The 23595-nt window shown below is 57.8% G+C and carries 23 protein-coding genes; 7 read left to right on the top strand and 16 right to left on the bottom strand.

What is annotated here, in order from left to right:
* Positions 1-16: 16 nt before the first annotated feature.
* The gene (locus KI792_10765; protein ID MBV6633497.1) at positions 17-1666 is read right to left on the bottom strand and encodes a hypothetical protein; all 1650 of its coding nucleotides are present in this window, start codon (positions 1664-1666) and stop codon (positions 17-19) included.
* An 85-nt stretch (positions 1667-1751) separates the two neighbouring features.
* On the opposite strand from KI792_10765, the gene KI792_10760 reads away from it, so the two are divergent.
* Positions 1752-3101: a hypothetical protein gene (locus tag KI792_10760; GenBank protein MBV6633496.1), complete on the top strand. Its 1350-nt coding sequence runs from the start codon at positions 1752-1754 to the stop codon at positions 3099-3101.
* 11 nt (positions 3102-3112) lie between these two features.
* Here KI792_10760 and KI792_10755 read toward each other — a convergent pair whose 3' ends face one another.
* From KI792_10755 to KI792_10745, 3 genes are all read right to left on the bottom strand, one after another.
* Positions 3113-3664: a 2-oxo-4-hydroxy-4-carboxy-5-ureidoimidazoline decarboxylase gene (locus tag KI792_10755; protein MBV6633495.1), complete on the bottom strand. Its 552-nt coding sequence runs from the start codon at positions 3662-3664 to the stop codon at positions 3113-3115.
* Positions 3665-3985: 321 nt separating this feature from the next.
* Positions 3986-5374, bottom strand: a complete 1389-nt coding sequence (locus KI792_10750) for a hypothetical protein (protein ID MBV6633494.1) — start codon at positions 5372-5374, stop codon at positions 3986-3988.
* The gene (locus KI792_10745) at positions 5371-6546 is read right to left on the bottom strand and encodes an iron-containing alcohol dehydrogenase (protein ID MBV6633493.1); all 1176 of its coding nucleotides are present in this window, start codon (positions 6544-6546) and stop codon (positions 5371-5373) included. The genes KI792_10750 and KI792_10745 overlap by 4 nt, the downstream gene beginning before the upstream one ends.
* Positions 6547-6718: 172 nt before the next feature.
* Between KI792_10745 and KI792_10740 the strand changes: the two genes are divergently transcribed.
* Positions 6719-7387 carry a DUF1028 domain-containing protein gene (locus KI792_10740; GenBank protein ID MBV6633492.1) on the top strand — a complete coding sequence of 223 codons (669 nt, stop codon included), beginning with the start codon at positions 6719-6721 and terminating at the stop codon, positions 7385-7387.
* A 24-nt stretch (positions 7388-7411) separates the two neighbouring features.
* On the opposite strand, the gene KI792_10735 is transcribed toward KI792_10740, so the two are convergent.
* Positions 7412-8908, bottom strand: coding sequence for a CoA-acylating methylmalonate-semialdehyde dehydrogenase (locus tag KI792_10735; GenBank protein ID MBV6633491.1), 1497 nt, complete (start codon positions 8906-8908; stop codon positions 7412-7414).
* Between the two features lie 524 nt (positions 8909-9432).
* On the opposite strand from KI792_10735, the gene KI792_10730 reads away from it, so the two are divergent.
* The 4 genes from KI792_10730 (at position 9433) to KI792_10715 (ending at position 13519) form a co-directional block, all read left to right on the top strand.
* Entirely contained in the window at positions 9433-10467 is a 1035-nt protein-coding gene (locus tag KI792_10730) for a TRAP transporter substrate-binding protein (protein ID MBV6633490.1), read from the top strand.
* Between the two features lie 152 nt (positions 10468-10619).
* Positions 10620-11207, top strand: a complete 588-nt coding sequence (locus KI792_10725) for a TRAP transporter small permease subunit (protein ID MBV6633489.1) — start codon at positions 10620-10622, stop codon at positions 11205-11207.
* Positions 11208-11303: 96 nt separating this feature from the next.
* On the top strand, positions 11304-12692 hold the full coding sequence (locus KI792_10720) for a TRAP transporter large permease subunit (GenBank protein MBV6633488.1): 1389 nt from the start codon (positions 11304-11306) through the stop codon (positions 12690-12692).
* Positions 12693-12829: 137 nt separating this feature from the next.
* On the top strand, positions 12830-13519 hold the full coding sequence (locus KI792_10715) for an orotate phosphoribosyltransferase (protein ID MBV6633487.1): 690 nt from the start codon (positions 12830-12832) through the stop codon (positions 13517-13519).
* A gap of 7 nt (positions 13520-13526) precedes the next feature.
* Here the strand turns inward: KI792_10715 and KI792_10710 are convergent, their stop codons facing one another.
* The 4 genes from KI792_10710 to KI792_10695 all read right to left on the bottom strand — a co-directional run bounded on the left by KI792_10710 (position 13527) and on the right by KI792_10695 (position 17613).
* On the bottom strand, positions 13527-14816 hold the full coding sequence (locus KI792_10710; protein ID MBV6633486.1) for a site-2 protease family protein: 1290 nt from the start codon (positions 14814-14816) through the stop codon (positions 13527-13529).
* 83 nt (positions 14817-14899) lie between these two features.
* Positions 14900-16333: a HAMP domain-containing protein gene (locus KI792_10705; GenBank protein ID MBV6633485.1), complete on the bottom strand. Its 1434-nt coding sequence runs from the start codon at positions 16331-16333 to the stop codon at positions 14900-14902.
* Positions 16311-17075, bottom strand: a complete 765-nt coding sequence (locus tag KI792_10700; GenBank protein MBV6633484.1) for a response regulator transcription factor — start codon at positions 17073-17075, stop codon at positions 16311-16313. The genes KI792_10705 and KI792_10700 overlap by 23 nt, the downstream gene beginning before the upstream one ends.
* Positions 17068-17613: a MarR family transcriptional regulator gene (locus tag KI792_10695; GenBank protein ID MBV6633483.1), complete on the bottom strand. Its 546-nt coding sequence runs from the start codon at positions 17611-17613 to the stop codon at positions 17068-17070. The genes KI792_10700 and KI792_10695 overlap by 8 nt, the downstream gene beginning before the upstream one ends.
* Before the next feature lie 76 nt (positions 17614-17689).
* On the opposite strand from KI792_10695, the gene KI792_10690 reads away from it, so the two are divergent.
* A complete protein-coding gene (locus tag KI792_10690; GenBank protein MBV6633482.1) occupies positions 17690-18634 on the top strand; it encodes a branched-chain amino acid aminotransferase in 945 nt (314 codons plus the stop codon).
* Here KI792_10690 and KI792_10685 read toward each other — a convergent pair.
* From KI792_10685 to KI792_10655, 7 genes are all read right to left on the bottom strand, one after another.
* Positions 18631-19149: an OsmC family protein gene (locus KI792_10685; protein MBV6633481.1), complete on the bottom strand. Its 519-nt coding sequence runs from the start codon at positions 19147-19149 to the stop codon at positions 18631-18633. The two genes, KI792_10690 and KI792_10685, sit on opposite strands and share 4 nt — an antisense overlap.
* Complete coding sequence (locus KI792_10680; GenBank protein ID MBV6633480.1) at positions 19121-19927, bottom strand: ABC transporter ATP-binding protein; 807 nt, start codon at positions 19925-19927, stop codon at positions 19121-19123. The genes KI792_10685 and KI792_10680 overlap by 29 nt, the downstream gene beginning before the upstream one ends.
* 22 nt (positions 19928-19949) lie before the next feature.
* On the bottom strand, positions 19950-20798 hold the full coding sequence (locus KI792_10675) for an ABC transporter permease (GenBank protein MBV6633479.1): 849 nt from the start codon (positions 20796-20798) through the stop codon (positions 19950-19952).
* A gap of 104 nt (positions 20799-20902) precedes the next feature.
* Positions 20903-21919, bottom strand: a complete 1017-nt coding sequence (locus KI792_10670; protein ID MBV6633478.1) for an aliphatic sulfonate ABC transporter substrate-binding protein — start codon at positions 21917-21919, stop codon at positions 20903-20905.
* 358 nt (positions 21920-22277) lie between these two features.
* Positions 22278-22730, bottom strand: a complete 453-nt coding sequence (locus tag KI792_10665) for a hypothetical protein (GenBank protein ID MBV6633477.1) — start codon at positions 22728-22730, stop codon at positions 22278-22280.
* A gap of 84 nt (positions 22731-22814) precedes the next feature.
* Positions 22815-23210, bottom strand: a complete 396-nt coding sequence (locus tag KI792_10660) for a type II toxin-antitoxin system RelE/ParE family toxin (protein MBV6633476.1) — start codon at positions 23208-23210, stop codon at positions 22815-22817.
* Positions 23207-23407, bottom strand: coding sequence for a hypothetical protein (locus tag KI792_10655; GenBank protein MBV6633475.1), 201 nt, complete (start codon positions 23405-23407; stop codon positions 23207-23209). Before KI792_10655 ends, KI792_10660 begins: the two co-directional genes overlap by 4 nt.
* Positions 23408-23595: the final 188 nt, after the last annotated feature.

Here is a 23595-nt window from a genome sequence, read left to right as displayed (position 1 = left end):
TAAAGCTCTGTTGCAATCAACGCTTGTAACCCGGCGGTAGGATCAGTCCTTGGCCTTGATCTGGGCCCTCTAGCTCTGCATCGCTGGATGCGGTTGGCAGCTCAACGCCCATGGCGGCGAAGTCTGGCCGCTGAAGGCTCATCCCAAGGGCGGCCTCAATCCTGGCCGCAGTATTAGGGAAGCGATCGATCAGGGCCTCCACGGCATTTTTCTGGTGCAGTCGGCTCAGGCTGTCTTCATCTAGCCCGGCATGCTGCAGGCCGTCCAGGCTGTCGGCCAGGTCGGGTCGACCGACCAGCTTCTCAATCTCCGCTTCCTGATCGGCCAGGCTGGCGGCAGCGATCTCGATATCCAGCGCTAGCCGGGCCGTTGGGTCCTGCCAGTCTCGCGATCCGCGATAGCCATCGCCGAGCGTATCGCTAAGACTGTTTTGGATAAGGTCCAATTCGGCTTGTGGGGTAGTGGCCAGGATGACGGCGGTGGTTTCAGGTGCCTGGACTGGTTGCTTGGCATAGAGGGCATCAATCCGCTCCCGCACCGCGATGGCCCGGCCGAGTTTCGCACGGTCGGTCAGGTCGAGTTTGGTGTCGCCATCGGCCGTGGTCTCTAGTGCTAGCTGGCCATCGGCTGTTTCACCATCGGTGAATAGGGCCTCAAACTGTTGCTTGAGCCCGGCATGGGCCTCACCGAAGGCGATGACCGCCTTGCCAATCTGGGGATCCTGACGACGGTTCTCAAATGTCGTAACCGCGTCCAGTTCAGCCATGATGTCATCGCTGATGATCAGGCCCGCCGCGCTTGCTGCATCGCCATTTGCGGTGCCGGGCAGGATTAATGCGCCACCTTCCGCCGGTACGGCGCCCTCAATGGTCGGCTCAGTATCTGAGCTCTGCATCAGGCGCAGCGCGTCCTGAACATAGGTAAGGCGCTCGGTTGGGCTGCTGATGAGCTTGGCCTGCTGACCTATTTCCGCGAGTGGGGCGGTTTCGCTTAAGGCGGTCATTGTCTGTTGAAGCCGCGGACGGATTTGACGATCAATGGTCAGATGCTTCTGGAAGTCATCACTGACTGCCTTTGGTCCCACAATCTGATCATCGATCAGGCTAAGTGTGACCGCGGTATCTTGGGCAAAGCGCTGCATCGCCGCCGGGTCCGGATCAGCCAACAAGCCAGTCACCGGGTCCTGGTCTTCTTTAAGGCCTGCCTTGGCTAGGCTGGGTGATACTTCACGCAGCTTATCGACGGCGTTAATGAGGTCATCCAGATGGGCCGTATCTGCCAGTGGACCATTGGAGGGCAGCACCAGTATCTGCTGGCTGCGCTTGGCGTATTTCGCCGCTTCAGCCATTAAATTCTGCAGCGCTTTATCAGCCTCGGCGCCATCTGCGCGGATGGCTTTAAATTGGTTTGTTGGCTCAGGGTGGCGAAGCTGGCCCAGCATATGCTGCTGAACTGTCCGGGCGGCCTCAACCACCGACATCTCCAAATCCTGACCTAGGCGCGATTTATCGTCGTCCTGTCGTAGGCGGTCCGCAGCCTCCCGCAACTCATCCAGCGCATTGCTAAAACCGGCCAGGCTGCTGCCTTGATACGCGGTTCGAAGGTCAAAGCCACTGCTGGTTAAGGGATCAAAATCGGGGAGGGGGGCCAGATTGGGTGAGGACATAATGCCGGGAGCGTTGTTGGTGTTTTTGATATTCGCTGTTCGCATGGCAGCCATGATACGCTACGGCCCGTATTAGAAAGTGACCATGCTTGTTTCACCGCAAGCGCTTGCGGGATGTTTTGAGGGGTCAATCGGGGCGATGGTCGAGCTTGATCAACAACAAAAGCTCAGACGGGCGATTGATGAGGGGCGCCTTTACGCCCGGCATCAGCGCATGGCCCAGATCGGTGCCCTGGCGAATGATACGGTAGACCGTGCCGCCTTCTCTGTTGAGGATCTGGCCAGCCGGTCCTTGCTGGTGAACTGGGCAGAGGATAGGGACTTCGAGGTCTACCTTGATGAGATTGCCAATCTCTCAATCCGGTTACCTGGCCAGGACCGGGAAGCGCCACCGGTGGTTATCGGCGGCCATATCGACACGGTTACCGAGGGGCATCCCTTTGACGGTCTAACCGGCGTGCTAATCGGCCTAGAGGTACTTGAGGCCATTCAAGATAGTGGCCTGGAGCTTCAGCGCTCAATCGAGACTATCGCTTGGAGCAATGTCCAGGGCGACCGTTTCCCACCGGCCCTCATGGGGGCACAGGTGAAGGTGGGCATGCTGTCACTTGAGGCCTGCAGGGCCTTGGTCGATGAGCGTGGCATCCGGCTTGATGACACGTTGGAGCGGATGTTTGAGACTTTCTCATCCGCCCTACCGCGATCCCGGCTAAACCCGATTGCCCAGTATCTTGAGCCGATGTTCGATGCCGGGCCCAGCCTTGCCGATAGCGATATGACCTTGGGCATTGTTGACGGTGTCGATGCCCATGGGGTGTTGAAGCTGCGGCTTGCTGGCCGGTCCAGCCCGGTTGGGGCAACGGATCGGGAGCATCGGCGCGATCCCCTAATCGGCGGCATGCAGCTCGTCGCGGCACTTGAGGGGTTGGTTAATGAATGGTCGACCGATGATCAGCCACAGATCCGCTCAGCGGTTGCCAAGCTGAATATCGACCCGTTCTTACCGGGCTCGGTGCCGGCACGGATCGCCATCGATTGGTCTGTCTATATGGGGAATGAGGATCGGTTGAAGGCGTTGCTTGAGGCCGCGCAGGAATTGGTCATGAACCTCTCTGTTGAGGGCGATTGGCGCGTTACTGTTGGTTGTGACATCAAGCAACTTCGCGGGTACCAACCGCTTGATGAGAAACTCTCAGATCAGCTTCGGCGTGAGGCGAAGCACGCTAGCCTTCGATGGACCGATGTGACCTGCGGCCGTTCTTCCACTGTAGGGGTGTTGGCGGCAGCGGAGATACCAGCGGCCGCGATCATGCTGCCCAACCGAAGCTATCTTGGCATTGATCGAAATCGATCTTTGGCTAAGCCAGATCTAGGGCATGCAGCGAGGTTGATCGGCGCTGTTGCGTTCGATCTGGCAAATCAAGGTGATGGTTAGAACTGTGTTGGCTAGGCGCCCGCTACTGCCGCAGCACCGGCGGCTGGGGCATTTGCTGCCAGTGGCGGTGTGTCCACCACCATGGCCTGAAGGCGGTCCTTGGCGATCTTGGCCAGCTCACTCAACGCTGTGATCCGCTCAAGCTTCGGCGGGTTCTTTAGGCGATTGGTGAGTTTGCCGTGAATCTCATTGGCGCAGACATTGTGACACGCGCAAAGGAATGGATAGCCAAAGGTCTCTTCATAAACCTGGCTGGCGTCACGCACATCAGCCTGTTGCTCTGGTGAGAAGCGCCGGAAATAGAGGCCGTTCTTACGGTTCTCCAGATCATCTTGGCGGGCCAGCAGTTCCATCTGATCTTGCGTACACGCACGGTCGACGGCATCCACCATAGCCTGGTGAAGTGATGCCACATCACGGAAAGGCGCGGCGGTCCATGCCCGCTCAGCGATCCACGGATCGTCGATCTCATCAAAAATCGGGCGAAGCGCGGCCACAAAGTCGTCCTTGGGCATCGCGTTCAGCGCGGCGATTGAGATTTTGGCCACCATGGGATGGGGCATGTTGATCGTCTCTCTCATCAAGCGGCGGGTGATGTCCTGCCGATATTCTGTACTCTTGCAAGTGACGGGCCGGTTAACGCGCCGCACTTTACGTGAACTGGAACTTCACCAATCAAGCCGGTTTCATACAAGCAAGATCGGCGGTTAAGATTTCTTTTTGTGGGTAAATGGTGTTTTGAGTATCCATTGCCAATCAAATGCTTAGCGCTTAGGTCGCGACATGCCCGCCACGCATCTCAGCGAGTCGGGTTCCATCATCGGTGGCCTCAACATTTTGCTAAGTCGCGAAAATAGTGGGCTGATTCGTAGGCCGCAAGGAAACTAGCTAAGCAGAAATTGCACGGCAGATAGGACCGCAGTCGCAATCAGGATGACAAGTCCGGCGAAAGCAAGGTTGGGGCTGGCCATTAAGCGCCATGCGGGCACCCGGAACAGGCCTGCGCAGACCGCCACACTCAATGATGAGACGGAGCACATGGTGCCAGCCGACCATGCAGTGAGGGCAGCACCCATCAGCACCAGATCGTTCAACGGCGCTAGGCCGATGGACGGTCCCTCCGCCGTCATAGCCGCAAGCATCACCGCCGTTGGGATCATTGGGTGTAGCCCCAGTAATGACGGTAGCGCGCAAAGCAGGATCAGGCCCAGTATGGCCAATGGTACTGGCTGGCTTCCGATATGGTCCCGAATGATGTCGCCAGCGAAGGTCAGCTCGGCCGCCATCGCAGCCAAGGTCATGGCGGCAACGACAATAATCAGATCATCGAAACCAGACCCCATCCGTTTATAGGTTTGGGTCAGTACAAGCCTTGCCCCACCAGTACGGCCCATCATCAGGGCCATGCAAAGGGGCGGCACGGCCAAGACAATGACCTCTAAGGTGGAGAGTGGGGTTAAGGTGGATGTCGCCACAACGGCAGCGCCGAGGCTGGCGAGCAATCCGGCAACCGGTACCAGGGCCTTAAGGCCATCCAGCCATCCCCAATGAAACCCTTTCACCCGCCCAAACAGGGTGATGCTAACGGTTAGTGAAAGGGCGGCGATCACCAGACCCACCGGCGCAATCTGTATCAGCGCGGTATCGGGCAGATAACTGCTGGCGAGCGCCATGGCGACAAAGAAGGGTGACCATAGTGGCGCCAGGTTCATCCCGCGCAGGGCGGCAAGGCCAAACCGCCGCCGTTCTTGAAGATCAGCATCGGCGGGCACAACGGCCGACATAATGGGAAAGCTGCCGGTGTTTAGCACCGCCCCAAATCCATGACTGCCGAGTGTGATGCCATCGGCGCGCCTACCCGCGGGGAGGGCCGCCAATCGTCGGCGGCTTAGGCGAACCCGCGATTGCCGATCAGCGGTTGCCCGCAAGAGATAGAGCGCGGGTAGAAAACCAGCGAACAGTAAGGCCCTTGCTAACCCGTCGATCAGGCTCTCAACGCCGGCCCCGCCGGTAAGCAAAATCGCGAGACAGAACCCAGCGGCCAGCGTACCGACAAGCAGGGCAGAACGCCCGGCCATCGGCATCGCTAAAGCGGTTAGGATTAGCAGCCCTGCGCCACCAATCGGGCGTAGCGCCGCTGAGGCGAACTCACCTGTACTAGGGCTCAGCCGTAGTAGGATGATCAATACCTCAAGCAGGCATAACGCCAGAAACAGGCGTTGCGCCAATTGCTCGTTGGTTATGCCGGTCTCGGTATCGCTGGTCGCGCTCAAGCGTAGACTTGCTTGTAAAGGTCCACGATCTCCCAAGCGGCGGGTACGCGTGGGTTATTGTTCGGGCTGCCGCTGGCCAGGGCTTGTTCCGCCATGGTGTCTAGCAGGCTGTTCCAGCGCTCATCATCAATGCCGTAGGCTTCGGGCGTTGGTACCTCGAGATCAGCATTAAGCTGGCGCAAGCCGTCGAGGAGTTTGGATCCCGCCAGCTGGTCGGCATCATCCTCATTTGCCCAACCCATGACCCGTGCACAATCGGCATAACGGGGCAGGGCCGCATTCAACGAATACTCTGTCACCGCAGGCAATAGCATGGCGTTTGATAGGCCATGCGGCACATGGAAATGGGCGCCGATTGGGCGGCTCATCCCATGGACCAATGCCACTGAGGAGTTGGAGAACGCCATGCCAGCCAAGTTGGCGGCCAGCATCATGCCTTCACGCCCCTCTTTATCCTTCGGCTTAAAGCAGGCATCGCGCAGGTGATCGGCAACCAGGCGCATGGCGCGTAACGCCAGCATGTCGGTATAGGCGCTGGCCTTCTTGCTGACATAGGCCTCAATTGCGTGGGTTAGGGTGTCGACGCCGGTGTCGGCCGTCAGGCGCATCGGCTTATCGAAGGTGAGGGTGTAGTCGACGATGGCGGCGGTGGGCAGGGCGGCCATTCCCATGATCAGCATCTTCTCATCGGTCGCCGTATCGGTAATGACCGTGAACTTCGTCGCCTCCGACCCAGTACCGGCGGTGGTTGGAATGCAGATGACCGGCAGTGCCTCCATATCGGCGCTGTTTGGGACCTTCCAATCGCGCATAATACCGCTCTCACCGGCTTCGCGGGCGGCATGGATGATGGTCATGGCCTTCGCGGTGTCCATTGGGCTGCCGCCACCAAAACCGATCAGGCAGTCAAACTCGCCTGCCAGCATTAGATCAACACCGGCATAAACCACATCAGTGGTTGGGTCAGGCACGGTTTCATGGAAGATGGCGAACTCAATACTCGCCTTCTGGAGCGGGGTCGTTAGGCGCCGCATCAATAAGTTATCCGCCAAGAAGGGGTCGGTGACGATCAGCGGTTTGGACACGCCAAGGCGGCGCATCACATCGGTGATCTCAGTCAGTGCATCAGCGCCGATCAGCAGCTGCTGTGGGCCCAGGATTGTGACGGACATGGGCTGGTTTCCCCCAATTTGTGATGGTGACTAGCGGTCTGGTTCGGTCATGGCGCCGCTATTCTTCAACCGGGGCAAGGTAAGCGCTGGCGCGTTGCTTGCATAGTCCATCACGTCGAACATCTGTCCTCTTTGTGCTGAAATGCCTGAGGCATGGTAGGATTAGGCCGTTATGACGTTTTCGCTTCTGGCGTATGACAACCAAACCGGCGCCGTCGGCCTCAGCAGTGCGAGCTGCTGGCCCGCGATTGGCGGCATTGTGCCAAGGTTCCGCCCCGGCGTTGGGGTGGTGGCCACCCAGCATTTCGCCCATCTGCTGATGGCGGAGACAATGTTGGACGAGCTTGCCGGTTCAAAAGGCCCAGACCATCCAGGGCACCTTGCCAATAGCATTGAGAATTTTGCCCCGGCCAACCGGCAATATGCCTATGCCACCTTTAAGGGGCAGCTGTTTGGATGGACCGGTGATCACTGTACGCCGCTGGCGGATCACTTGGCTGATGGCGATTGCCTGGCGATCGGCAATATGTTGGCTAATGACCAGGTGCTGCCTGCCATGGTGGAGCGGTTTAATACCACCACTGGGCCCTTGGCTGATCGGCTACTGAGTGCGTTGATGGCCGGTGATGCCATGGGTGGGGATAAGCGGGGGCGCATGTCCGCCTGCTTGCAGGTTTGGTCGCCTGACTATCCGGATATTGATGAGTGCCCAATCGATTTTCGGGTCGATCTGGATGAGCGGCCCGTCGCGACCCTAACGGAAATTCTGACCGAGTATCGGGCCAAGCCACGGCCAATGCCTTGGCGGCCCTCACCGGGTCTGACCGATGCGGGCCGCTAGGTCTTAAAGTTACTTACTGCCCAATTATTTCATCGTTGGGATAACGAACTCAGCACCTGAGCGGATGCCGGTTGGCCAACGTGAGGTGATGGCCTTCTGACGGGTGTAGAAGCGCACGCCCTCAGGCCCATGCATGTGATGATCACCGAACAGGGATTTCTTCCAACCACCAAAGCTGTGGAACGCCATTGGCACCGGGATCGGCACATTCACACCGACCATCCCGATATTACAGCGACGGCTGTATTCGCGGGCGGCATCACCGTCCCGGGTGAAGATGGCCGTGCCATTGCCGTATTCGTGTTCATTAACCAGCTTCAACGCTTCTTCGAAGTCATTGGCGCGGACGACCGACAGGACGGGGCCGAAGATTTCTTCCTTATAGATCGTCATGTCCGGGGTGACATTGTCGAACAGGCAGCCACCGATGAAGTGGCCATTCTCGTAACCCTGCATTGAGAAGTCGCGGCCATCGACGACCAGGTCGGCGCCTTCCTCGACACCCTTATTGACGTAGCCCATGACCTTATCGCGGTGCTGGCGCGTGACCAGCGGGCCCATCTCAACTTCTTCATCCATGCCGGGGCCGATTTTAAGGCCACGAACCCGTGGGGTGAGTTGCTCAACCAGCTTATCGCCAGCCTCACCAACGGCCACAGCCACTGAAATCGCCATGCAGCGTTCACCAGCCGAGCCATAACCAGCGCCGATTAGGGCGTCGGTGGCTTGCTCAATATCCGCATCTGGCATCACCACCATGTGGTTCTTAGCGCCGCCAAGCGCCTGAACCCGTTTCCCGGTCGAGGTGCCGGTTGTGTAGATGTACTCAGCAATTGGCGTGGAGCCGACAAAGCTGATCGCCTCAACATCGGGATGATGGAGTAGGGCATCCACGGCTTCTTTATCGCCCTGGACCACGTTGAACACACCATCTGGCAGGCCTGCTTCCTTCAGCAACTCGCCAAGGCGGATGCTGATAGTTGGGTCGCGCTCAGATGGCTTAAGGATGAAGGTGTTGCCGCAGGCGATTGCCATCGGGAACATCCACATCGGGACCATTGCGGGGAAGTTGAACGGGGTGATCCCCGCAACGACGCCCAGAGGCTCGCGGGTGGTCCAGGCATCAACGCCACTACCCACCTGCTCGGTGTACTCACCTTTGAGAAGCTGCGGAATACCGCAAGCATACTCAACAACCTCAAGGCCACGCACCACTTCACCCATGGCATCTGAAACGGTTTTGCCATGCTCAGTGGTGATCATCTCGGCCAGTTCGCGATGGTTGGCCTCGATCAGTTCCTTGAACTTGAACATCACCCGGGCGCGGCGTAGCGGCGTTACCTCACGCCACTCTTTATATGCCTCGGCGGCATTGGCGACGGCCTTATCAACCTCGGCGGTTGAGGCGAGGTCCACCTTGGCGACTGGTTCACCAATTGCGGGGTTGAAGATATCGGCTTGGCGACCGGAGGCGCCAGCGGCGACCTGACCATTGATCCAATGGCTGACAGTGCGGCTCATGGTATGAAAACCTCCCTTGAAGACTATGGTTTGTCCCCGATTAACAAGGGCAGCAATAGATTGCAGCGGCCCCAAGGTGCTGTCGGGTTGTCATTAGTTATTGTCGTATATTGCTCAGCCCAGAACTTGGCTGTTCAAAAACAAACGCGCCCACTGAGATAAGGTTTTTCAGCGCCGCTTACCAGATACTTTAACGTTCCCAAATCTACGCTGCGCTGCAACATGGCGAATGCTTGAATGCAAACGAATTTTGCGATAGTCACCCTGCCTTAAGTTTTTGTTTTCTCATGGCTAGCGCCGTCGGATGAATCAGCACTTTCTGGGCATTTTAGACGGCAGCAGCCCAATAATTCGAACAGCGGCTGGACTTTGAAATCGGCGTAAATTTGATGTCGATCAAGGTCAGTTCTGTCAGCCGGTGGCACATCCGTTGCCCGGTTGTTTGACCAAAGAGCAGGGAGGTCTGAAAGCTCATGGTTCACAAAAATCTCCGTAAACTGGTCGGTGGCGTTGCTGCTATCGCCATGGTTGGTGCACTGGCCGCTACGGTCGCACCATCCGAAGCTCTGGCGAAGAAAGTTCGCTGGGCTGTTCCAATTTCTTTTGCTTCGACCCTGACCGCCCTTGGCGACACCCTTCCTTGGGTTGCTGAGCGGATCAACGAAGTGTCCGGCGGCGACATCACCTTTGAGGTGTTTGAGCCAAACAAGCTGGTCCCTGCACTCGGCATCTTCGACGCTGTGTCTGAAGGTAAGATCGACGCTGGTTACTCCTGGATGGGCTATGAGCAGGGCAAAATCCCCGCTTCCGCTCTGTTCGGTGCGACCCCATTCGGTCTTGAGCCAATTGAGTACGCTTCCTGGATGTACTTCCATGGCGGCAACGACCTCGTGAAAGAGCTCTATGAGCCCTTCAACGTCTACCCAATCTATTGCGGCACCATCAGCCCAGAAGCGGCTGGTTGGTTCACCTTCCCGATTGAGAGCGTTGAGCAGTTCAAAGGCCTGAAGTTCCGTGCTGCCGGCCTCGGCGGTAAGATCATGCAGGAAATGGGCGCTTCCGTGACCGTTCTGCCAGGTGGCGAGCTGTACCAAGCCCTGGAGAAAGGCGTTCTGGACGCTACCGAATTCTCCCTGCCAACGGTTGATAAGCAGCTTGGCTTCAGCCAGGTCGCGAAGTTCTACCACCTGCCAGGTTGGCACCAGCCATCCACCAGCCAGTTCCTTTATGTGAACATGGATAGCTGGAAAGAACTGTCGGCTACGCAACAAGCCCAGATCGAGACCACCTGCATGGCTGGCGTGATCTATGCTGCGTCCCGCGCTGAAGCACTCCAAGGTGCTGTCCTGACCGAGTTTGAAGCCGATGGCGTTACCGCCGTTCAGCTGCCAAACGACGTTCTGGCCGCCCTGCGTGAGACCGCTGACGTTGTGTTGGATCGCGAAGCTGAGAAAGACCCACAGTTCAAGCGTATCCTTGAGAGCATGCGTGCCTTCCAGGCTGAGCATGCCCCATGGAAGCGTCTTGGCTATCTGCCTCGCGACTTCGGCGCTAACTAATAACGCCGGGGCCTAATAACTGGCCTTCCAACAACACTAGTAAGGGATTGAAATCAGTGGCCTCTGACGTCTCGCCAGAACAATCCACTGGTCAATCGCAACCGAACAGCCCGGCCGCGCCAGACGCGGCCGGGTTTGTTCTGCCGACGACCATGGTTTCGCGTTTTCTCGATGGGTTGATTGACCGGATCGGTCATCTCGCCTCGTGGATTTGGATCATCCTCGTCGGTGTGATCATCTTCCAGGTGATCCTGCGTTACGTTTTTAACCAGGGCTCAATCATGCTGGAGGAGATCCAATGGCACATGTATGCCGTTGGTTTCATGATCGGGCTTTCCTACGCCATCGTTCATGACCGGCATGTCCGGATTGATATCGTTTATGAGAAGTTTCCGCCGCTGGCCAAAGCATGGGTCGATGCGATCGGTATTCTTGTGCTGCTGCTACCATTCCTGATCTTTGTGTTCTGGAATGCTTTTGCTTTCGTTGAGTCATCCTACGAATCCAACGAGGTCTCGATTGCCCCTGACGGCTTGCCTTACCGTTGGGCGATTAAGAGTTTCATCATCATTGGCTTTGGCCTGATGATCTTGGCCGCGCTGTCCCGTTGGACCCGTGCTGCGGCCTATATCATTGGTTGGCGCGCGACACCGGGTACCCCGGCAACGCCCCATGCCAATGACCCGCCCGCCAATCCTAAAGACCCCATTCCCCACGAACATGATGGGGAGTTCGGTTAATCACGACCGACCCAAATTCACCGGCCTAAATCAAACCCGGCCGTCGCAACAACGCCCGTGGCTGCAGGTCAGCCCAACCAAACCGGAACACCCAGGATGCTAGAGCAGTACGAAATCATTGTGATCGTGATGTTGAGCGCGTTCATCCTGACGCTCTTCACCGGTTTTCCAGTTGCTTGGCTGCTGGGTGGTTTGTCGTTCATCTTCGCCGGTATCGGTGTTTATGGCGCTGAGTTCTACGACCTCGACACCTATTTCATGAATGATTGGTCGCGCTTTGGCTCGATCGTCGACAGGGTTTGGTCGTTGATGGAGAACTGGGTTCTCGTCGCCTTGCCCATGTTCATCTTCATGGGCTTGATGCTTGAGCGATCGGGCATCGCCGAGAACCTGATGCAAAAGTTCATTCAGGTTTTTGGCCGGTTCCGCGGTGGCCTGGCACTTGCCGTGGTGATCATCGGTATCCTGCTTGCCGCCTCTACCGGCATCGTTGGCGCCTCGGTGGTTCTGCTGGCCGTGCTGTCCATGCCGATCATGCTGCAGCAGAACTATTCCAAGGCGTTCTCATCTGGCGTCTGTGCCTCGGCTGGTACGCTGGGCATTCTGATCCCGCCATCGATTATGCTGGTGATCATGGCCGACCAGCTGTCACTGTCGGTTGGTAACCTCTTCATGGGGGCGCTGGTTCCAGGCGTTATGCTGGGCCTGCTCTACATCACCTATATCCTGGTGGCCGCGAACATTAAGCCGAACCTGGCGCCGGCCCCGACCGGCCTGCCACCGATTACTGGCAAGCTGATCTTTGAGACCCTGCTGGCCGTTGTGCCGCCGATTGTTCTGATTTTGGCGGTTCTTGGCTCGATCTTCTTCGGTATCGCAACACCGACCGAGGCGTCGGGTATTGGTGCCTTTGGCGCGACCGTGCTCGCCTTCGCCAATAAGAAACTAAATTGGAAGGTGATTGATGAGGTTGGGCGGCAGACCATGCTGACCACGGCCTTCATCTTCGGCATTTTCCTCGGCGCTAGCGCCTTTGCGTTGGCCATGCGTTGGCTCGGCGGTGATGCGTTCATTGAGCACGTGCTGACCAGCCTGCCGCTGCCAGATGTCGGCATCGTCGTGTTCATCCTGTTCCTGGCATTCCTGGCCGGTTTCTTCCTTGATTGGCTTGAGATCACCTTGATCTTCCTGCCGCTCATGGCGCCGGTTGTGGCTGGCCTGGACCTCGATGTGCTCGGCCTTGGTGGCGAGGATCAGCTGTACTGGTTCGTGGTTTTGTTTGCGGTCAGTTTGCAGACATCGTTCCTAACACCGCCGGTGGGCTTCTCGCTGTTCTATCTCAAGGGGGTGGTGCCCCCTGGAGTGACGACCATGGACATCTATAAGGGCATTATCCCCTTCGTCCTGTTGCAGCTGACAGCGATTGCTTTGGTCTTCTTCTTCCCCGACTTGGTGCTGTGGTTACCTGAAGTCGCTTATGGCTAGTGAAGAACTGATCTCACGCTTGGGGATTGCAGTTGCGCTTGTAGGTGTGGGGGCCTACAAAACGCGCATTGTCGGCTGGATCGCCGATAAGCCATCTCCCCCCACACTGATCCCTAACGGGATCCAAGGTTCGAACCATGACCCTTATCGCTGGATTGCCCGACCGCTCGCAGATTGCCGAGGTTGCCGCCCGTACGCTGCTTGAGATTGAAGCGGTGCACTTCAACGCTGAAGAGCCCTTCACCTTCACCTCAGGTAAGAAGAGCCCGGTCTACATCGACTGCCGGAAGATCATCGCATTCCCGCGCGCTCGTCAGCTGCTGATGGACTTTGCCGTCACCACGCTTATCCGCGATGTGGGCGTTGAGAGCTTTGATTGCATTGCTGGTGGTGAGACCGCCGGTATCCCGTTCGCCGCTTGGCTGGCTGAGCGGTTCAATCTGCCGATGTGCTATGTGCGCAAAGAACCAAAGGGCTTTGGCCGGATGGCGCAGATTGAGGGTGATCTGCCAGAGGGGGCTCGCACTCTACTTGTGGAAGACCTCACCACCGATGGTGGTTCTAAGGTTCGGTTCGTCGATGCGCTGCGCCAAGCGGGCGCTGAGGTTAACGACACCTTCGTTATCTTCCATTACGGCATCTTTGACGCCAGCCTGAACACCATGGCTGAGCTTGAGATTAAGCTCCACTCACTTACCACCTGGTGGGATGTGCTGAAGGTTGCGAAGGAAGAGAAGTATCTCGACAGCAATACGGTTAAGACCGTTGAGGCCTTCTTGAAAAAGCCTGTGACCTGGTCAGCTGAGCATGGCGGCAAAACCGACTAACGTCGCGTTAGCTACCACCGGTACTGCGGGCCGATAACTCAGGCTCCAGGCGCAGTTTCATCGATAGTAGGTGCAGTAGGTCACGTAGGGATACGAGGCCTAAGAACTCGCCATCATGCATCACCATTAGGCTTGCCGCGCCGGACTGGCGCATGCGGTCGATGGCGTCCGCTGCGTCGGCTTGCGGATCGATGATCGTATTATGGGTAACGGCGGTTATATAGTCGCCCACCGTTCGCCAGGGCCATTGGCCCTTATCCGTCCCGCGAATGGCGTCCACCGATACCTGACCGATTAGGCGCCCATTCTCAACCACCGGAAACACCTTCATATAGTGCTGGTAAACGTAGTCGTTGATGAAGTCTTCAATCGACAGGTCGCGGGTGACCGTCACCACATCGGCGCGCATAAACCGGCTAACCGGATGCCCGGTAAAGACCGAATGGGCCGTTGCGTCGCGTATGCTATTCTCAGCGGCGTTGGTGATGAAGATGGCGAGCAGGAAGCCCCAAAGGCCGCCCAACAGATTGCCATCCATCACCTGTGCGGTCCCCCAGACGGCCAGCAGGAATGCCAGCGCTGACCCGGCATGGCCAGCCATTCGGGTCGCCCATAAGCGGTCCTTACGCCAATGCCAAAGGGCGGCCCGTAACACCCGACCGCCATCGAGCGGAAAGGCCGGGATCATATTGAAGATCGCTAGGGCCAGATTAACCACGATGAGATAGGCGGCGAGGGTACTGATCACCGTCTGCTCACGATATCCACCAGCAACATGGAACCCGAAATAGAAGACGCCGGCCAAGGCGACCGACATGGCGGGACCAGCTAAGGCCATGAGCAACTCATGCTTCGGAACCTGGCGCTCTTCATCCATATCGGCGACGCCGCCAAAGATCCAAAGCGTGATATCGCCGATCCGCATTTTGAAGTAATGGGCAACGAGGGCGTGCCCAATTTCATGCATGACGATGGAGAAGCAGAGGCCGATCAGCCCGGCGATACCCATATGCCAATAGGTTTCTGGCGGCAGGCCAGCATAGGCGGACGGGAAGTAATTCACCGCCAGGGTCCACATGATTAGGGCAGAGAGAATAAACCAGCTAATATCGACATGAACGTCGAAGCCGTAGAGGCGGAAAATCGTTATCCGATAGCCCAGCATATTCTCGGCATTCCCCCGATCCAGCAGAACCGCCAGCCAATCATGACCGGTATGGGTGCGGGTGCCTTGGGCACCCTTTTGGTGCACCGCGACATGAGTATGGCGTGCATATGGGGAATCGGAAAGCTCCATCTGACCAAGCTTGCTCACCTGGTGATGAAGGTTCCGTGAATAGCGGCAGAGGCTGTCAGGCTAACGCCGCGGTAATGCTTCGTTTAGACGGGCAAGATCACGGTAATGGACAGGCCGCCGCGCGCGCTCTCATCCAGCAAGATATCACCACCATGGCGGCGGATGATGTCCCTAGCGATGGTGAGCCCGAGGCCAATGCCGCCGGTTTCCACATTGCGCGATGGGTCGAGGCGCATAAACGGCTTGAAGACATCCTCACGCTGATCGGCGGGGATGCCGGGGCCATTGTCATCAATCGCAATGATGACCCGCTTTGGTTCTCTGGTCAGGGACAGCCAGCACGCGGTGCCATAGCGGCCCGCATTGGTTACCAGATTGGTTAATGCGCGCTTCAATGCCATTGGCCGGACGGGAAGCCGGATGCCCGGGTCAACGCGTTCATGCATCTCCACGCCCTGGCGCCTGGCATCATTGGCGATCTCTTGAACCATGGTTGAGAGATCGGTGTTGCTGGTGTCCTCACCACCCTCACCACGGGCAAAGGCGAGGTACCCCTCAAGCATTGTGGCCATCTCTGTGAGGTCACTGCGCAGATCATCGACCTCTTCCTCATCACCCATCATCTCAAGCTGCAACTTCATCCGGGTTAGCGGGGTCCTAAGGTCATGGGAGACACCGGCGAGCATCGTTGTGCGCTGTTCGATCTGGCGGATCAGCCGGTCGCGCATGACCATAAAGGCGATACCAGCCTGGCGAACTTCATCCGCCCCCTCAGGCTTAAACGTCTCCGGCAGTTCGCGGCCTTTACCGAAGGCCTCTGCCGCATGGGCAAGCCGCCTAATCGGTCTGATCTGGTTGCGCATGAAGATGATGGCGATTGAGAACAGCAGCACCGATGATCCAACCATCCAAAGGATGAAGACATAGATGGTGGAACTGAAGAACCGGCGCAGCGGTGCGATGACCCGCAAGACGCCATCATCAAGCTGGATGCTGATCTCAACCCAGTCCTGGGCAAACCAAGGATCGACCCGGAAGCTGTATGGGATCTTCTCGGCAATTGATTGGTTCAGCCATCGGCGGAGATAGGGGTCCCACCATTCGCGCGGTGATGTTGGGTCAATGGTGGCATTGGGGGTGTAGGAGAAGAGCAGGGCCGTGCTATCAGCCGCCAGGTCAAACAGGCGCTGTTGGTTTGCCGGTGAGGGATCACGCTCAAGCTCGCCAACGACCAGGGCGATCTCACCCGCAACGGCTTTTGAGAGACGCTCAGAGATGGTGTCCCAGTGCCGGTCATAGAAGACGATAGTTGCGATCATCTGCACCAGGACGACCGGTGTCACGATGATCATTAGGGCACGCCCAAACAGCGTGCGCGGCAGGATCTTCTTCAGCCAGGATCGGGGGCGCCGCCGAACCGTTAGCGCATGCTCGTAATAGCCAAACTCCCCAGGCGTTGGGTCGCCAGGCTTTGTAGGGTTATTGGGCTTATCGCTATTCGCCAGGGCGGAGGACATAGCCTTCCCCTCGAACGGTCATCAGGAAGCGCGGGTTTTTGGGATCAACCTCAACCTTCCGGCGTAGGCGGGTGATCTGGACATCGATAGTGCGGGTATTACTGCCCATATCAGCCCCATCGCCAAGTTCTTCCCGCGAGACAATTTCGCCTGGTCGCTTGGCCAACGCGCGCAACAGCTTGGTCTCGGTCTGGGTTAGGCGGACGGTTTCATCCTCACCGATCAGTTCTTCACGATCCGGGTTGAAGACCCAGCGACCAAGCCGGACTGGACCCTCGCTTACCGTTTCAGCTGGCGCCGGTGGTGGCGCTGAACGACGTAGGATCGAGTTGATGCGAAGCAGAAGTTCCTTCGGCTCAAATGGCTTGGGCAGGTAATCATCGGCACCCGCCTCTAGCCCTTTAATCCGATCCTCTGCTTCCGCCCGGGCGGTGAGCAATAGAATGGGCAAGTGCTGGTGGTCGGCAGACATACCGTCGCCGCGCCGGATGGCGGCCGTCAGGTCCGTGCCATCTTCGCCCGGCATCATCACATCTAGTACGGCTAGGTCGAATTGTAGGCCGCCGAACTGACGACGGGCTTGCTCGGCATTCTCTGCCACGGTCACCCGGAACCCATTCTCTCCGAGATACCGGCTTAACAACCGGCGCAGGCGTTTATCGTCATCCACCACAAGGATGTGCGGCGCCTCTGCGGTTGCCTCATCCGGTTCTACTGGCGGTGGTGTGGCGGTGTCAGCCATTGGCACTTCTTGGGTTCCAACCCAGCGGTGTTGCTGGGTCTTCAGGTGTACCTGGATCATCCTCATCGAAACGGGCGCGATCCTCATCGGCAATCATGCCAAGCAGGACATTGCGGAAACCTTCAACCGCTTCCGCCCCGGCATCGCTGAAGGCGGCGGCGAAACGCTGCTTTTGCACATCGGTCAGGCGCTGCTCCAAATCCTTACCTTTATCGGTCAGGTGCAGCAGGCGCAGGCGGCGGTCTTGCACCCCGGTCTGTTGCTCAACGAACTCTTGGTCAATCAGCTGGCTAAGCACCCGGGACAGGGATTGTTTCGTTATGCGCAGAATCGATAGCAGCTCTGACACATTGATGCCCGGATGGCGGCCAATGAAGTACAGCGCGCGGTGATGCGCCCGGCCCAGCCCAATTTCGCTAAGGATTTCATCGGGTTTGCCGGTGAAGTCCCGATAAGCGAAGAACATCATTTCGATCCCACGACGGAGGTTTTCCTCCCGTAGGAACAGCGGATCAGCAGATGGAGATATGTCAGTCATGTTGACATTTCTATAGGCGAATGTTACGCGAAACAATCAATAGAGAGTCACAAAATAACAAAATGGACACCAAACCATGTCAATAATTCCGTTCGATGACCGTGATGGTCATATCTGGATCAACGGCACCGTGGTGCCTTGGCGTGATACCAAGCTGCATGTGCTCTCACACGCCCTCCATTATGGCAGTTCCGTCTTCGAAGGCGAACGGGTTTACGGCGGTGAGATCTTTAAACTGCGTGAGCATACCGAGCGCCTGATCTATTCCGCCTCCACCTTGGACATGAAGATCCCTTATACGGCCGATGAAATCGATGCCGCTTGTAAGGCCGTGATTGAAGAGGCCGGCATTGTTGATGGTTATGTCCGTCCTGTCGCTTGGCGCGGCACGGAGATGATGGCCATCTCGGCCCAGCAGACCAAAATCAACCTCGCCATCGCGGCCTGGGAATGGCCCAGCTATTTTGATCCAGCCGCCCGCATGAAAGGCATTAAGCTGAAGACCGCCGATTGGCGTCGTCCGGCCCCGGAATGTGCGCCAGTCCATGCGAAGGCTGCGGGCCTCTATATGATTTGTACCCTCTCCAAGCACGCCGCTGAGAGTGAAGGTTTTCACGACGCCCTAATGCTCGACTATCGTGGGCAGGTGGCTGAGGCGACCGGCGCTAACATCTTTTTCCTGATGCCTGATGGAAAGCTGCACACGCCGACGCCCGACTGCTTCCTCGATGGCATCACCCGCCAAACCGTGATCGATATTGCGAAGCATCGTGGGATCGACATCGTTGAGCGGGCGATCATGCCGAACGAGATTAGCCAGGCGAAAGAGGTGTTCATCTGTGGCACCGCCGCTGAAGTCACGCCGGTTGGTCAGATCGATGAGATGACCTTCACGCCAGGATCGGTTTGTCAGCTGTTGATCGACGACTACACCGCACTGGTGAACAAGTCGCCGACCGGTGATGTGTCGGTGTTGGCCAACACATCATCCGAGCAGGCAAAGCAGGCCGAGCTCGCTTAAGCAGCGACCTTGATCTTGCTGTCGATGGTCAGGCCCGCTTGCAGGGTCTGAAGCACCACGCAATAGCGCTCGGTGAGTTTGAGCAGGGTTGCCACCTGCTCATCATCGGCGTCTGTGTCCAACTCAAAGGTTAGGCGAATATCGCGGAAGCCGACTGCAGCTTCCCGATCGACACCGAGGGTGCCACGGAAATCGAGGTCGCCCTCGGCCTTCACCTGGCCGGAACGGACCTGGATATCGAGTGCCGTGGCAACCGCTTTAAGGGTAACGCCGGCGCAGGCGACGAGGGCTTCCAACAGCATGTCACCGGAGCAAGCGGAGAGCCCGTCACCACCGGTTGCGGGGTGGAGGCCAGCTTCGACCAGCGCTTTACCCGTATCGACCTTACAGACGATCTTGTCACTCTCTAGCTCTCCATCAGCTTTCAGGGTGATAACCGCGCTATCCGGATCTTCACGGTATTGCGCTTTTAAGGGTGCCTGAAGCTCACGCAACGCGTCGGATTTGTTCGTCATCTTGGTTCTCTCTCGTTGAGGGGTCGGGCTGGCGGGCTTTGCCTTGGGCCAGCATGTCTAGAATGGTTCGGCGCAGCTGCTGCTGCCCCGGGGCACTTGGATTGCGTGGGCGGCGCTGACTTACCAGCACTTCACCGACCAGGCGGCCAGGATTGGCACCCATCACAACGATACGGTCGGCAAGGGCCAAGGCTTCATCAATGTCGTGGGTCACCATGATGGTGGTGAAGCCATGCTCCCGCCATAGGCCGAGCAGTAGCTCGTGCAGATCGGCGCGGGTGAGGGCATCAACCGCGGAGAACGGCTCATCCAGCAATAGAAGTTCTGGGGCCTGAACCAACGCGCGCGCGATGGCGGCACGCTGTGCCTGACCGCCGGAGAGTTGGCGTGGCCACGACTTACCCTTATCGCCAAGGCCAACTTCATCCAGGATCCCTTGAATGCGTTCCTTCTTGGCCCCCTTCTCAACACCCTTAAGGCCAAAGCCCACATTGGCGGAGACCCGTTGCCATGGTAGCAGGCGTGGCTCTTGGAAGACGATGCCAACCTCGTCACGTGGTTGGTCGATGGGGGTGCCATTCAGGGTAAGGCTGCCACTGTTCGGCTGGTCCAACCCGGCGATGAGGCGCAGCAGTGTACTCTTACCGCAGCCACTACCGCCGAGCAGGCAAACGAAGTCACCCTGGCCAACAGCAAGGTCGATGCCTTTGAGGGCCTGGACCTGGCGGCCCTTATCCAGATCGAAATGTCGGTTCACAGAGGAGATAACGAGGCTCATGGTTCTTGTTCCTTATGAGCGGTTATGCGCGCGTTGATTGGAAGTCATCCTGCCAGCTCAAAAGGGGCTTTGAGAGGCCGGCAAGTAGCCAATCTGAGGCTTTTCCAAGGCAGGCGAAAAGGAAGATTGAGGCGATGATTGTTTGGGCCCGGCCGGTCATCTGACCGTCGATTAGCAGAAACCCGAGCCCCTCGCTGGCGCCCATAAATTCGGCGGCAACGACAAACATCCAGCCTAGGGCCAGGCCATTACGAAGGCCGGTTAGGTAGGCGGGCAGTGAGCTTGGCAGCAGGATGCGGGTGATCATCGCCGCGGCTGACAGGCGGTAGACACGGCCAACTTCAACCAGCTTACGATCAGCGCCATGAATAGCGGTGGAGAGGCCGAGATAGATCGGGAAGAAGGCGCCGACGGCGATCAACAGAACCTTTGGTGCTTCAAAGATGCCAAACCACAGGATGAACAGTGGCACCCACGCAATGGATGGGATGGAGCGCAGCGCTTGAATGGTCGGGTCGATGGCCCGGAACGCGCGCTCAGCATAGCCAGTGATGGCGCCCAGAATGGTCGCGACAATGGCACCAGCGGCAAAGCCAACAGCGACCCGCCAAACGGTCGCTTGAATGTGTAAATCGAGGTCTTGGTTATGCCAGAGATAGGCAATCTCTTCGGCGACGGCGCTTGGTGGCGGCAGCAGTAGGGCGTCAATCCAACCCCACTTTGCGGCCCCCTCCCAGATACCCGCGATCAACAGTGGAAGGATCAGCGGCTCAATCCAGGTCAGGCGGCCTTTCAGAAACTGAAATGGGCGGAACCGGCGTGCACTCGGCTTGGCGCTGTTTAGCGCTGTATCTGCTGTGATCGAGCTCATCTCACGGTTCCTCAAAGCATTTGCTCTCGTGTCGGGGTTAAAGACCCGGCCGCAGGGGAAGGGAGGACGCTGCGGCCGGGTAGTACGTCTTGAACTAAGGGTGCTTAGTTCGACGCTTGTTTCTCAACGAATGGCTGAACGAATTGGGTATCGATCAGCGCGTTGGTGTTACCGGCCACATCCACATCATCGGCGATGATGCCGCTGGATTGCAGGGCGATGCCGGCGGCGGTGATATGTTCAGCGTGAACGGCACCAATGAACGGGTTGCTAAGATCGGTCCGCTCCAGCTGCTTTTCAGCGACCGCTGGCTCAAGGCGGGCAGCCTTGGCGAGGGTGTCACGCAGCACATCCGGGTTGTCGATGGCGTAGGCGCGGGCCTTCTCATAGACGCTCAAGACGCGGTTCACGATCTCCGGGTGCTCTTCCGCAAACGCCGTCCGGGTGTTCAGGAAGCCATAGGTGTTGAGGTCAGGATCGCGGAAGAACAGGCGGGCGCCGTCCTTCAGCTCTTGGCCAGCCATCATTGGGTCCAGCCCAGCCCAGGCATCAACCTGGCCACGCTTCAGTGCATTACCACCATCGGCATGCTGCAGCAGGACCGGCTTGATGTCGTCTTCAGTCAGGCCATGATCGGCGAGTGCGCGCAGCAGGAAGATGTAGGGATCAGTACCGCGGGTCACTGCAACGCGCTTACCGCGCAGGTCTTCAACGGTTTGAATGTCGCTGTCCTGATTGGTGACCAGCGCGGTCCACTCAGGCTTTGAGTAGACATAGATGGCGTTGATCGGGCTGCCATTGATCTTGGCGAGCAGGGCAGCGGCCCCAGCGGTTGAGGCGAAATCAGCACTGCGTGAGTTCAGGAACTCAATCGCCTTGTTTGAGCCATGGCTCTGTACCCAGCGGATGCGGATACCGTCAGCCTTGAACTCATCTTCCAACAGCTTCTGATCTTTGAGGATCAAGCTGACTGGATTGTAGTAGGCCCAGTCGATGGTGATTTGTTTGAGGTCTGATGCGGCGGCTGGGGTGCCAGCGATTGCCGGGATCAGGGTGGCGGCGCCGAGTAGGCCTAGGGCTGTACGGCGGGTAAGGTTGGTTGCCTTCGCAATAATGGACATGGATGTGGCTCCGTCTCTATCCGTTTCATCATGAGACGGCGGGCCTAATCACGCTCTTCTAGCTGTCCATCTACACCTCGGCTTCATCTCTGCCGTTGTCTATCTGGGCAGCTGTGGGGGCATAAAAAAACCCGCCACAGCTTAAAACCTGGGGGCGGGACATCCACACCCACGCTTTAGCTGCATTTGTTAAGCGCCCAGCAAGCTGTAGCTCAAATCGGCGCTGAAGAAACGGTGACGCAAAACGCATCATCCCGTCAACAGTATTTTTTCGCAGCGCCCAAAGTTTTTTCTCAGCGCGCTGCGAAGTCTTTTTAAATCAGGTGGATAGCCAGATCACACTCTGCCGGCAAATCTGTTATGCGTGGGCAGCTAGCGGTGATGGGTCGAACCGGCGTTCGTGGATTTCGGTAACACGGGCAACCGCATCGGGGGTCATCTTCTCCGCGTGGTCGCCGCCGAAGACACGTTGAACAACCTCTGCCGCCTCTTCTTCAAAGCGACGGCGCGTGGCGGTCATCACCTCATCGGCCAACTGTGGCCGAGCCTTTGCGACATAGTCCAGGCTCTCACGGAGGTCACCGAGTAGCCGGGTCGCGGATTTATCGTTCTGGATTGCCGTTGATCGCAGACCTTGGGCCGCCAGGCCAGCATATTTGCGAGCCAGACCCTTTTGCTGGTCGTCATGCACGATCGACGTGATGCCGTCGCTGCTGGTTTGCGGCGCTGAGATAAAACCGAGAACTTCGATGGCGGCGTTGTCGGCTTTTTGCTGCCGGCTTAGGCGCTGCCCAATAAACTGGCCCCACATGGCGGGCTCTCCCTATCAAGAATACGATACGCGAGAAACTACCGGCAGTGCTGGAAAGCGCAGACGAAATAAATGTTCGCCTGCTTACAATCCGTTTGAGCGCCGTCTGTCAGGGTTTGAGCCACGTTCTTGCGCGGCATCGACCTTGGACAGTTCCTCGCCTACCAGGCTCAGATGGCGGTTTAGATCCATCGCGCGGTGAATGAAGTCAAGCACCACAATCTGATCCGGTTGCCGCTCATAGACGATGTGATGTTGGCCTGACATCAGATATCGAACATCCCGGTTGGCATGCTTTGCGCCGAGTAGGGGCGCGCAGGATTTCCCATCCGGAAGCTCACCGCCATCCAGGGCGGTTAACGTATCGATCAATTGATCTTGGTATTCGAGCGCTTTGTCGTAACCGTAGTTAGAAGCGGTCCAGCCGGCAATCTGACCCAACCGCTGTTCAGCGCTGCGCGACAGGCTGAACGGCTTCATTGAAGCGGCTGTCCACCATCGCTTTGCTTGATACCACGTTCAAACGCACGCCTGATGGCCTGCACACCGGTTCCGGTGGCAAGTCTGCCAGCATCAATTTCATCAAGTGAGTTGTGGAGCCGGTGGCGGATTTCTTCGCGCTCGCGCTCCAGGCGCTGCCGCTGTTCGCGCAGCCGCCTCAGCATGTCATCGGTCATCGCTATGCCCCCCCCAGACAACGAAACCTGCTTACGATTTTACGCTATGTTGCATTTTTGCCAAAGGGCACGCTGGCCGAATTATCCTGAGGCGTCCTGTCGCATCCGGGGTAGTTGTCCCCAGCCGGGCTGAAGAAAAAGCCGAGAAATGCTGGCGCTTTAAGCGATCGGATGCGTGCGTTGTGGAA

Source organism: Alphaproteobacteria bacterium SS10 (assembly GCA_019192455.1).
Taxonomy (GTDB): Bacteria; Pseudomonadota; Alphaproteobacteria; order TMED2; family TMED2; genus TMED2.
This window is presented reverse-complemented; position numbering and strand designations above follow the sequence as displayed.

What these genes read in the sequence shown, in the direction of transcription:
- KI792_10705 (MBV6633485.1), bottom strand. Translation starts at nt 16,333, where the DNA reads ATGTCCTCCGCCCTGGCGAATAGCGATAAGCCCAATAACCCTACAAAG.
- KI792_10700 (MBV6633484.1), bottom strand. Translation starts at nt 17,075, where the DNA reads ATGGCTGACACCGCCACACCACCGCCAGTAGAACCGGATGAGGCAACC.
- KI792_10675 (MBV6633479.1), bottom strand. Translation starts at nt 20,798, where the DNA reads ATGAGCTCGATCACAGCAGATACAGCGCTAAACAGCGCCAAGCCGAGT.
- KI792_10760 (MBV6633496.1), top strand. Translation starts at nt 1,752, where the DNA reads ATGCTTGTTTCACCGCAAGCGCTTGCGGGATGTTTTGAGGGGTCAATC.
- KI792_10740 (MBV6633492.1), top strand. Translation starts at nt 6,719, where the DNA reads ATGACGTTTTCGCTTCTGGCGTATGACAACCAAACCGGCGCCGTCGGC.
- KI792_10710 (MBV6633486.1), bottom strand. Translation starts at nt 14,816, where the DNA reads ATGGAGCTTTCCGATTCCCCATATGCACGCCATACTCATGTCGCGGTG.
- KI792_10655 (MBV6633475.1), bottom strand. Translation starts at nt 23,407, where the DNA reads ATGACCGATGACATGCTGAGGCGGCTGCGCGAACAGCGGCAGCGCCTG.
- KI792_10690 (MBV6633482.1), top strand. Translation starts at nt 17,690, where the DNA reads ATGTCAATAATTCCGTTCGATGACCGTGATGGTCATATCTGGATCAAC.
- KI792_10720 (MBV6633488.1), top strand. Translation starts at nt 11,304, where the DNA reads ATGCTAGAGCAGTACGAAATCATTGTGATCGTGATGTTGAGCGCGTTC.
- KI792_10730 (MBV6633490.1), top strand. Translation starts at nt 9,433, where the DNA reads ATGGTTGGTGCACTGGCCGCTACGGTCGCACCATCCGAAGCTCTGGCG.
- KI792_10715 (MBV6633487.1), top strand. Translation starts at nt 12,830, where the DNA reads ATGACCCTTATCGCTGGATTGCCCGACCGCTCGCAGATTGCCGAGGTT.
- KI792_10665 (MBV6633477.1), bottom strand. Translation starts at nt 22,730, where the DNA reads ATGTGGGGCCAGTTTATTGGGCAGCGCCTAAGCCGGCAGCAAAAAGCC.
- KI792_10735 (MBV6633491.1), bottom strand. Translation starts at nt 8,908, where the DNA reads ATGAGCCGCACTGTCAGCCATTGGATCAATGGTCAGGTCGCCGCTGGC.
- KI792_10695 (MBV6633483.1), bottom strand. Translation starts at nt 17,613, where the DNA reads ATGACTGACATATCTCCATCTGCTGATCCGCTGTTCCTACGGGAGGAA.
- KI792_10755 (MBV6633495.1), bottom strand. Translation starts at nt 3,664, where the DNA reads ATGCCCCATCCCATGGTGGCCAAAATCTCAATCGCCGCGCTGAACGCG.
- KI792_10670 (MBV6633478.1), bottom strand. Translation starts at nt 21,919, where the DNA reads ATGTCCATTATTGCGAAGGCAACCAACCTTACCCGCCGTACAGCCCTA.
- KI792_10725 (MBV6633489.1), top strand. Translation starts at nt 10,620, where the DNA reads ATGGTTTCGCGTTTTCTCGATGGGTTGATTGACCGGATCGGTCATCTC.
- KI792_10745 (MBV6633493.1), bottom strand. Translation starts at nt 6,546, where the DNA reads ATGTCCGTCACAATCCTGGGCCCACAGCAGCTGCTGATCGGCGCTGAT.
- KI792_10660 (MBV6633476.1), bottom strand. Translation starts at nt 23,210, where the DNA reads ATGAAGCCGTTCAGCCTGTCGCGCAGCGCTGAACAGCGGTTGGGTCAG.
- KI792_10685 (MBV6633481.1), bottom strand. Translation starts at nt 19,149, where the DNA reads ATGACGAACAAATCCGACGCGTTGCGTGAGCTTCAGGCACCCTTAAAA.
- KI792_10765 (MBV6633497.1), bottom strand. Translation starts at nt 1,666, where the DNA reads ATGTCCTCACCCAATCTGGCCCCCCTCCCCGATTTTGATCCCTTAACC.
- KI792_10680 (MBV6633480.1), bottom strand. Translation starts at nt 19,927, where the DNA reads ATGAGCCTCGTTATCTCCTCTGTGAACCGACATTTCGATCTGGATAAG.